The sequence below is a fragment of the Thermodesulfovibrionales bacterium genome (assembly GCA_035686305.1).
GTDB lineage: Bacteria > Nitrospirota > Thermodesulfovibrionia > Thermodesulfovibrionales > UBA9159 > DASRZP01.
Window position 1 is genome coordinate 22,809 of sequence record DASRZP010000009.1, and the last position, 9,027, is coordinate 31,835.

Sequence of the window (9,027 nt, forward strand, 5' to 3'; positions counted from 1 at the left end):
GACCTGTCTCAGAAGCGGTTCTGGGTTCAAAGCTGTCATTCCTGCAAGCCCCGGGACAAGCCGGAATGACATGAAGTGCGGACCTCATGACATTCAAGTTTGAGATAGGTTCTAGCCAGTAAGATTTTAGAGCCGTCATTCCCGTGAAGGCGGGAATCCAGGAAGAAGGCACTGGATGCCGGACTGAGAATTTCGAGCATGACAAGGAAGATAACGTTCATGCCTTCTTTCTGATGACCTTCTTAGCGATTAGACGCAGACGAACTATGGAAGACGAAATCCCCGTTGACAAGAAGGTTTTGGAGGAGCTGAAAAGGAACTTGACAGAACTCCTGGGCGAGCGCCTGAAGAAGCTGGTGCTTTATGGTTCCCGTGCACGAGGAGACTATGACGAAGACTCGGACATCGACATCGCGATCATCGTCCGGGGGCTTACGAGAGAGCTCAAGAATCAGATACTTGATATGGTGGCCGACATCGAGATGGAGCATCTGACGCCGCTTTCGACGCTGGTGCTTTCGGAGGAGGATTTCGAACTCCTCAAGAAGAGGGAAAGGAGAATCGCCCTCGATATTGAACGGGAGGGGATACCGCTTTGACGGAAGACAATAAGAAAGAAAACATTCGAGAAGAGCTGGTGCGGGCTGCCGGGGCGATCCAGGCTGCAAACCTTCTTTTTGATAATTCTTTTCTGAATGATGCCGTGTCGAGACTCTATTACTTTTTGCTTTTCAACATGAGAGCCCTTCTCCTTTCAAGAGGATTCCAACCAAAGAGCCACGAGGGAATACTCAGACTCTTCGGACTGCACTTCGTAAAGGAGGGTTTTTTTGCGGCGCAAGACTCCCACCTCTTCGCAAGGCTCATGAAATATAGGGAGGAAGCGGACTATAACCCGTCGTATACGTTTACTCGGGAAGACTTCGTCGGTTTTCGGAAAGAGGCCGAGGCATTGTCAGGGAAGATACATGAATATCTGCAAGAGAAAGGGTATATTGCGTAGCGGCAGGAGAATATGGACAACCCCTTAGTTTCGATAATCGTCAGGACAAAGGACAGGCCGAAACTCCTCAAGCGGGCGCTTCAGAGCATCGCCGCGCAGACCTACCGGCCCCTCGAAGTCGTGCTCGTCAACGACGGAGGCTGCGAGCTCGACTCGCAGGAACTCAAAGCCGTCCTCGGAGACGTGTCCCTCAATTACACAAGACTCGAAAAGAACATGGGGAGGGCGCACGCTGGGAATGTCGGGATAGAGAATGCAGAGGGAAAATACGTGGGGTTTCTGGATGATGACGATGAACTCTACCGTGAACATGTCGAGACCCTCATCGACAGGTTGAGTATGGACGACTATTACAAAGTTGCCTATTCCGACTCCTATCTCGCGTTCTACGGTCCGGCCGAGGGCAGTGAAGAGCGTATAATAAGAAAGAAGGAGTGTTTCTATTCAGAGGACTTTGACCGTAATAGGCTCCTGTTCGAGAATTATATACCCCTCCTTTGCCTGCTCTTTACAAGAGATGTGCTCAGATCCTTTCGCTTTGAGGAAGACCTTCACACCCATGAAGATTGGAGACTGCTTGCCCTCATATCGAGGGAGCATGACTTTCTCCATATAAAGGAGATCACCTGCCAGTACAATATCTTCGGGGATTCCTTTGTCGATTACCTAGAAGGGAGATATGATATCAGGAAGTCTGCTTCCGTCGTCTTTGAGAGAAACAAGGAGTACATAAACTGGGGAGCGTGGATGCATTTCAAGAACAAGCTCGAAGACAAGATAAGGGATGCCGCTGCCCACATCGAAGATATGAATGCCCACATCGAAGATCTGAAGCATGAAGCAGGGCGATACAATTTCCTCGTTGAAAAGATGGACAGCATGATGGATGCTCACCGGAGCGCCTATGATATTCTCAAGGAGCTCTGCGGCAGGAGCGAACGACTCGCCGAAAAGATTGATAATATGCCCACGATAGTTAATCTCTGCGACAATCAGTTGATACTACACAACAAGGTTGACCAAACTCTGACAGCCATCTCTCTGTTTGCCGATAAAATCGAGTCGGTAACGAATAAGATGGAGTCGACAACTAATAAATTGGATGCGATCATGCTTACGCAGGCAGAGATGATGAACAGACTGAGCATCACCGAGAGGATCAGGGGTCTCGCCAGGAAATTGAAGGGGTCGTCTTCTCGAAATACCTAGCTGTGGTGAGGCCTCCGTGAAGATTGCGATCAATGCTGCCATCATTGATGATAAGCCGACGGGTCTTGGGCTGTATGCTCTGAATGTCACTCGCGAACTCTCAAAATTCCTTGAAGTCTCTGTCATCACCTCCCATGATGCTCCTTTCGAAGGTAACACAAATATAAACGTGATCAAGGCGCCGGAGATCATACAGCCAGGAAAGAGGCAGCTTGGCGCGATAACAAGGCTCCTCTGGCTTAATCTGGTTCTTCCCCGTACTTTGAGGAAGGAGAGATTTGACCTGCTTATAAACCTTACCCATCACGGCCTCTTTTTCCCATCTGTCCCGCAGATGCTTTCAATCCACGACCTCATACCGCTAAGGTTCCCCTCACAATACCGACTGCAGAATTACTACTATCGTTTCCTGCTGCCCTTTCTGATCAGAAAGTCTTTCGCAGTGAATACGCTCTCGGAGTTTACCAAAAAGGACATCGTCACAACGTACCATCTTGACCCGCAGAAGATACTGGTTTCTGGGAATGGATACAATCCTTTCCCGGAGACCAGAGAGCCCCAAAAGAGCGAAGACAGGAGCACTATCCTCATGGTCGGCGCAACATATCGGCATAAGAACTTTGACCGTTTTTTTGAGGCATACAGCAGGAGCCGGATATTACAGATGCATAGATTGGTCATTGCCGGTGGAAAGGAAGATTACTTCAAACACCTGAGCGGTCTTTCCAGGGAATTGGGGGTCCATGAGAAGGTGGAATTTATTGACTACGCTAAACCTCAACAGTTGGCAAAACTGTACGGCAATGCGATCGTATTCGTGTACCCCTCTTTGTATGAGGGTTTCGGCATGCCTCCCCTTGAGGCGATGGGGATGGGGACGCCCGTCGCAGCCTCAAGGATCGGCGCCATCGAGGAGGTCTGCGGGGACGCCGTATCCTATTTTGACCCGACCTCCGTCGACAACATCAGAGAAAAGGTGGAGTATCTTCTATCCAATGAAGGGCTCAGAGAAGAGCTTGTCAGAAAGGGCCTTGAGCAGGTGAAGAAGCATACCTGGAAGAACGTGGCGCAAAAGATTTACGATTTTGTTTCAGGAACTTAAAATTAAAGAACGGGGATAACAAAGGCTTTGTTTCCCCCCTGGCCCGGCAAGGGTACGAAAACTTCGTCTTCCAGGATAGAATAGAATTCCACCTTATGAGGATCTTTATGTATGCTGTTCACCCAGAAAACAGTATCCCAGCCTGTCATGAGCATTTTCTCGTTTTGATATGCCTGAGCCACATCATTTCGGGGATGTGTTACAGGGGCAACTGTCAGCGGTCTAGAATCATATACGATTAGGACGCCCCTTACCGGGATGTTTCTCTTCAGATCGAAGGCCCATCCGGCGGCGTGGAATAAGTGAGCGGATCGACCTTTGGCAGACTTATGAGATTCAATAAGGTCAACGTTTCCGGTCGTTGTACCCCTCTTTACCCGGGAAACATCGAAAGCAATGGTCCTTACACCGTCCGTGTAACGTCCCATGTTGAAGAAAACCAGTCTGCCATTGTCATTCACTATAGGTTCTACACTAAGCCAATGCGAGAGTTTCCCCTCAATCTCGACACCCCTGTCAGCGAAGCCGTAACGATCTAAGTAGATTCCACTGAACCCGGCATCGGATATTGCCGTCAGAAACTCGTGTGAAGGCAAGTTTACCACATGCTTTTGCCATGCGTCACCTTCCCTGCCTTTCATCGCCCCGTAACTCCACCGAAGGGTCTTTGAATGCATATAGCCCCTGAAAAGTTCATAGTCCATCATCTTATGAACAGGCCAGGATTCCGGGAACGCAACATATGGTAACTGGAATATCATGGCGTTCTCCGGCAGCGATGCTTCTATCTTTCTGACAAATTCCTCATCCTTTGCATACTCTGCTTTCAGTTCGGCAAAAGGCGGTCTAAAATGAGCAGTCGTCTGGTCCGCAATGCCAATCGCAAGGGTAACGGCCATGAGGAGGTAATAACGGATTTCGTCCTTTCTTGACTTAACATACCGGTGACGAATGTTTTCGAGAAATATCACGACGGCGAAGAGCGAAAAGAATGCGATAAAAAGACTTATTCTGTTGTAAGACCGTATTTGGGGGAGAACGAAGAAGGCAAAGAGGGACCCGAGCCCTCCGATCGTACCAAGCAACACGGCGGAAACATTAAGAACAGCGAGGTCATTTTTTATTTTTTCGTGCGAGTCGCGTGGGCTTTTGTTAAGGAGCGACAGCAGGAGCATTAAAAACCCAAGACTTCCGAGAAGCCCGAGAGAAGAGGAGTCATTTTCATTGATCAAAGGTCTGTACGGTTCCGAGTTGTACCTCTGCTTCAGTCGTGCAAGGCATGGGACTCTGTGCCCGCTCACAGGCAGAAGCAGTTGTGCGATCTTCATTCCGTAAATTTCAGCGTCTACAGGACTCCGGTGGGCTGCTTCTCTGTTTTTTCCATGTTTGTGTTGGTACACGATACTAGGTGCAGCCTGCAGAAGGACCACGCCGGATATGACGAAAACAAGAATTGCGCAAGCCAGGAGAGGATAGATCTTTTTCTTTGCGACGGAGGCCAAGAGTCCTGCGATAAAGAGAAAGAAACTACTAAAAAAGGCGTAATAGACATCAGAAGATGCAACAACAAGGCACGAGCCGATGCTGATCAGCGTTTCCTTGCCCGTCAGATCCAAGCGTGGCTTTCCCCCGTCATCGCTCGGAATGAAAAGCAAACCTTTTTCCGAAGACAACCAGAGAATGACCATAACCATCGGAGGTATCATATAATATGATGCCAAGAAAAAATGGTGTTCCCCCCGCATGAAATGGTAGGGAAGAAACGTGAAGAGCAAGCTCCCCACAATCGATGTGACAAAAGAGAGATTAAACTGCCGAAAGACAAAGAGCGAGGTTATTGTTGTTAAGGGAAATGTCAGTAAGTAGTAAAGATTCATAGTAGTTCCGTAATTGTGAAAAAGAAGAGAGATGAGCTTCAGCATGAAAAGGTGAAAGGTGTTAAAATTCACTAGAGGGAAATCGTGGAGATCCATGCCTGAGGGCATTCCAAGAAGGCTGTTGTGCAAATACCATCCGTTATCGCTCATTCCCTTGATCACCATTGAATAAAACAAGCCATCTTCTGAATAAACAAAGGGGATTGTCAGGTCCGCGTTCCATAATCCTAATAGCACAACCAGTAGAAAGATGCAGAGAAAGGCCGTCATCGCGTAGACAGCGTACTCGATCGACGTTCTTTTCGATACAGATATCCTATTCATCGGCTTCTTTGCGCGTTTCACGCACTCCGGCTGTTTTTCAAATGGATGTCTGTTCAAAAACGAAAGGGTTCGAAAGACATCCCTCCGGTCTGATGCCCGAAGTATCATAAACAACGCAGATGAAATCCTGCAATAGGGCGAGAAGATCGTGAAGAAGGTCGACTTTGATAAATTGCGGAGAATTATGACAGCCTTCTCCAGGGCCAGCTGAATTTCTTTGATGACGTAGATTATTTTGCCGAATAAAAAGCAAAGATGGTCCGCAGTTCCGTAAGGAAAGACCCTCGTGGGATCGTGGAATACGGCTGCGGAATCGGTAGAAACCTGAGATTCCTGGGTGCCTCTTTCCCTGACGCGGTAATATGCGGATGTGATCCACCGGGACGGGGTCTCGAGAGGGCGGCAAAAAACATGGAAGCGGATCACTTGACAATAAAGACGGGTCTGGGCGGATAATCACCTCTTTCCCATCGCAAGATCGATTCTCTCCTTTGCCCTCCGACCGATGGCCGAAGGACTGTAGAGAGTTCGTATGTCTCTTGATGCTGTCTGTCCGATCTGTGCGGCAATCTCCCGGTTGCGATAAACAAAGTCCATCATCTCGGCAGCATGTCCGATATCAGGGTCAGCCCAGACATTGCCTTTCTTGTACGGTCCCGTATCTTTCTCGATCTCGATCAGCGTATACTTGACAGGAAAGCTGTTGTTGACGGTCATGAAATCCATGTTTCCTGAGTAGGCCGTCGCAATGACGGGTTTCCCCATATACATCGACTCGGCAAGGGTGAGGCCAAAGCCCTCGGAACGGTGGAGCGAAACGTAGCAGTCACTCAATGACATCAGGCTGTGCAGTTCGTCCTTCACGAGATACTTGTCCACAATCCTTACATTCAACCCCTTTGAAGCCCTGAGGAGATCGGTCATAAAGGCTGGGTTCCAATATGAATTGGAACATTTAAGCACGAGGAGCGCGTCACTGTTTGAGGGAAAGGCCTCTCTGAACGCCTCAAGAAGGACCAGGGGATTCTTCCTCTCAAAAAAGCTCAGAAAATCGAACATGAAGAGGAAGATGAAACTGTCAGGGTCTAATCCAAAATGCCTTCTGTCGAGATCCTTCAGGGTATCTATCGATACGCAGTGGGGGACCCGTATCACGGGGACAGGTGAAACCGAGCCGATGGATTCCATGCAAAAGGTGCTGGCCGTCCATATTTCGTCAAAATAGCTGAAATGGGGTCTCCATTCCTCAGGGAAAACGGACAGTTCCCATACCCAATAGCCTATGTTGTAAGCATCCCTGAAGTAGCTGTCGCCCTTCTGCGAATGGAAGACAGGCACCTGGTCTGCATTAACGTGAATCAGGTTTATCGGATACGGGTGGGCGTCGGTGAATGATGTGAAGGTAGAATCGCTCTGTCTCGATGAAGACGGTACGTTATTCAACGCATAGGGTATGTTCAGGGTCTTGATGATGCGGATATCCGATCTCACCGCCTCTCCTGTGCCGCTTTCCGATGTGATATAACCGGCGATATTAATACCTGTCTCTCCGGTATCCCTGACTGAGTTCATGGTTGCCCTTATGTCGGTATTCGCAGGAATGGAGAGGGCGGCATTCAGCTTTTTGTTGATCTTTTTTAGATTGGTGATGATCTTCGGATTCTTTCCAAAGAGCGTATATGCCGTCTTCTTCAGGAACTCTTTCCCCTTATTGGCAGAGCTGAGAAAAAGAACCTGTCTCGAAAGTTCGGTGTTATCGGTAACGGCAGGCACGACATCCTGGAAAAACTTTTCTCCCAGCTGATATTCCCTCTTTCCGCTCGTCAAAGCCCATGCCACAAAGCCTTCCCTATCGGCCCCTGAGATATCGGGGTAGACCCTCTGGACGTCATGGCGTATATAGTACATTTCGCGCATCAGCCTTGTAATCGCAGGACTGTTCCCGTCGATTTTTTCATTGAGCCATGCAAAATAGCTCTTTTCACCTGTGGCAAAGGGGTTGCCGAATCTCTTGACGGCTTCCCCCATCGAGAGGTAGAGCCTTCTTGCAAGGTCGGGTATTCTCTCTCCGTTCTGAAAAGAGCCGAAAAGATAGGGCCAGTTCCTGCAGTCCTTAAACCCCCTTGTCATGATTCGGTCCCGGTAAATCCTGAAAACAGCCTGGAGGTCTTCCTTTAACATGCCGATCCTGTACCTGTCCTGGTGCTTCGAAACAGGTTCCATGTTCTCCGGGTCAAGACCGCTGAAATGAAAGAAATAGGAAGGCTGTCCGTTTACGGTTATCCTGCCGCCATCGACCTTCACATCTCTGCAATGGTAGTTCCAGTATGCCACATTATAGCCCGGCTCCCTGAGTATAAAGACACCGTGGTACATCCCGGGTACGAGGTCGATCCATTTCTGATCAACGAAGATCCCCTTTTCGACGGCATGAATGCAGTTGCTGTAAAGCCTCTTCTGCCACCAGGAGAGCATTGACGATGTTGTTTCGTCTCTCGAGAGGGCAAAAAAACCGAGATTATATGAGCCGGACAAAAGGATGTCCACTTCGCTTGGTTTATGCGTGTCGTTGATCGGGGCCGTCAGATGGGGAGTCAGCACAAAGGAATGGGCATCAAGCAAGTCCACAATTGGTCTGACGCTATTTGTTATGAGGATATCAGGGTCAAAATAGATCAGCTTCTTGAGACCATACTTCTTCAGGAGATGTCCCAGGAGATAAGGCTTGACAGCGGTATTCAACTCGAGGATGGTGTATTGGAAACAGAATCTTTCAAAGTCGGGTATTTCATCCCTCAGTTCCTCTATTTCAATGAGTCTGAACTTTTCATCGTTGGGCTTGAAATAGCCGTCCACTGAATCAACTAATAAGACAAAGGCTTCACCCTCATTGTGCTCATAAAAGGAGTCAACCAGCACCCGCGCGAAAGGGAGATAGTTTTTTGACACAATGGTGCAAATCCCAAAATCGGCCAATCTCGATCTCCCTATGTGGTATTTTTTGTGTTCGAGGACAAGAGAAGTTATTGAGAGAATTCTACCATATTTGCCTCAGTTCCATAAACGTCCTCCAAACCTTGACAATCCTGACCCCTCTCCTTATGATTAAACCATGAGAGACCCGGAGATCGGGAGATTCTGCGAGGAGAGCGGCATCGACCTGCTCGTGCTCTTCGGATCCAGTGCCGGCGGGCGGCTCCATCCTGCAAGCGATCTTGATGTGGCCGTAAAACTCAGGACAGGGGCAACGGTCTCGAAGCTCGAACTGATCGGCGGACTCGGCGATCTGTTTGAGGGAAAGGAAATAGATCTTGTCGTTCTTACGAGAGATACCGATCCTCTGCTCCTCTACGAGATCTTCTCCAGAGGGAAACCTCTCTACGAGGGGCATTCAGGCGTTTTCGACAGAGAGAAACTGAGGGCGTGGAAGCTTTACCTCGATACCGAAGGGATTCGACTGAAGCTGAGGAATTACCTGAAGGAGTTCGCGGAGAAGTTCGGGCATGTCGCCT

The 9,027-nt window shown here is 48.9% G+C and carries 7 protein-coding genes; 5 read left to right on the plus strand and 2 right to left on the minus strand.

The annotated features are described in order from the left end of the window. The first annotated feature begins 266 nt into the window (after positions 1 to 266). The 4 genes from VFG09_00970 to VFG09_00985 are packed head-to-tail and all read left to right on the plus strand — an operon-like array spanning position 267 to position 3,314. Positions 267 to 599, plus strand: a complete 333-nt coding sequence (locus tag VFG09_00970) for a nucleotidyltransferase domain-containing protein (GenBank protein HET6513704.1) — start codon at positions 267 to 269, stop codon at positions 597 to 599. Next, on the plus strand, positions 596 to 1,003 hold the full coding sequence (locus tag VFG09_00975) for a HEPN domain-containing protein (protein HET6513705.1): 408 nt from the start codon (positions 596 to 598) through the stop codon (positions 1,001 to 1,003). The genes VFG09_00970 and VFG09_00975 overlap by 4 nt, the downstream gene beginning before the upstream one ends. Before the next feature lie 12 nt (positions 1,004 to 1,015). After that, entirely contained in the window at positions 1,016 to 2,212 is a 1,197-nt protein-coding gene (locus VFG09_00980; protein ID HET6513706.1) for a glycosyltransferase family 2 protein, read from the plus strand. A 16-nt stretch (positions 2,213 to 2,228) separates the two neighbouring features. Then, a complete protein-coding gene (locus VFG09_00985; protein HET6513707.1) occupies positions 2,229 to 3,314 on the plus strand; it encodes a glycosyltransferase family 1 protein in 1,086 nt (361 codons plus the stop codon). 2 nt (positions 3,315 to 3,316) lie between these two features. Here the strand turns inward: VFG09_00985 and VFG09_00990 are convergent, their stop codons facing one another. Both VFG09_00990 and VFG09_00995 read right to left on the minus strand, forming a co-directional pair. Further along, positions 3,317 to 5,515, minus strand: a complete 2,199-nt coding sequence (locus tag VFG09_00990) for a hypothetical protein (protein ID HET6513708.1) — start codon at positions 5,513 to 5,515, stop codon at positions 3,317 to 3,319. 456 nt (positions 5,516 to 5,971) lie between these two features. Continuing rightward, positions 5,972 to 8,491 carry a glycosyltransferase family 4 protein gene (locus tag VFG09_00995; GenBank protein ID HET6513709.1) on the minus strand — a complete coding sequence of 840 codons (2,520 nt, stop codon included), beginning with the start codon at positions 8,489 to 8,491 and terminating at the stop codon, positions 5,972 to 5,974. Between the two features lie 136 nt (positions 8,492 to 8,627). Between VFG09_00995 and VFG09_01000 the strand changes: the two genes are divergently transcribed. Then, a partial coding sequence (locus tag VFG09_01000; protein HET6513710.1) for a nucleotidyltransferase domain-containing protein occupies positions 8,628 to 9,027 on the plus strand: 400 nt, incomplete at its 3' end.